The organism is Photorhabdus kayaii (assembly GCF_025384895.1).
Classification (GTDB): Bacteria; Pseudomonadota; Gammaproteobacteria; order Enterobacterales; family Enterobacteriaceae; genus Photorhabdus; species Photorhabdus kayaii.
Genome location: NZ_JAJAFZ010000215.1, coordinates 1 through 693, shown reverse-complemented (window position 1 = coordinate 693; position 693 = coordinate 1). Strand labels below are relative to the sequence as shown.

The 693-nt window shown below is 32.0% G+C and carries 1 protein-coding gene; it reads left to right on the top strand.

What is annotated here, in order from left to right:
• Positions 1-285: 285 nt before the first annotated feature.
• Complete coding sequence (locus LGZ98_RS23980) at positions 286-693, top strand: hypothetical protein (RefSeq protein ID WP_262978756.1); 408 nt, start codon at positions 286-288, stop codon at positions 691-693.

Sequence of the window (693 nt, the reverse complement as noted above, 5' to 3'; positions counted from 1 at the left end):
TTATCACGAGATATTGTAAAATAAGGTAGGAAATAACCACTTAAGCGTTGACCAGAACCGTTCAAGGAGCGAGGAACTGGTCAACTGTTAGGGGGATACCAGTTGTCGTTCTGTTGTCAGGGATAAGTATCGCCAAGAGGTAACCCTTTTTACTCAGAACATTGGTATCTTGGTGAAGTAGACAGTAGTAGATGCTAATATCTCATCGATGAAAAAGTTATCTTGAAAAACGCCATTAAAGAGCGAGCTCCTTCGCGGTAATACGCAGTTTAAGGATAAATGAGCATGATTGTATATATTCCGTTTATTTTGATGGTTTTGAGTCTGTTGGGGTTTCTTGCTTGCTTCATCTATTTTGGCTTGAGCAAAAAAGTTTCACTAAGAAGTATAAAATCTCCATTGCTCTTTTTTGATTTTTGTTTTTTTAATAAAAACAAACTTGCTAATTTTTCCATGATGATATTATTTGTTGTTTATATATCTGGAATTTTGTTTGAATTTATTGAAACTGGAAACTTAATTTCCTTTGATGGCTATTTTGTTGAAGTATTTGCAATTCTTATTTTTCTTATTCATTGCAGATTTTTCTCAAAAAGAAGATTTGCACATAGAAATAATATTGAATTCATAAAAGAGTTTGCTTTTGAAATGGAAATAAGTCTTCAAAATACGTTATTATGGTTATCTAAATAG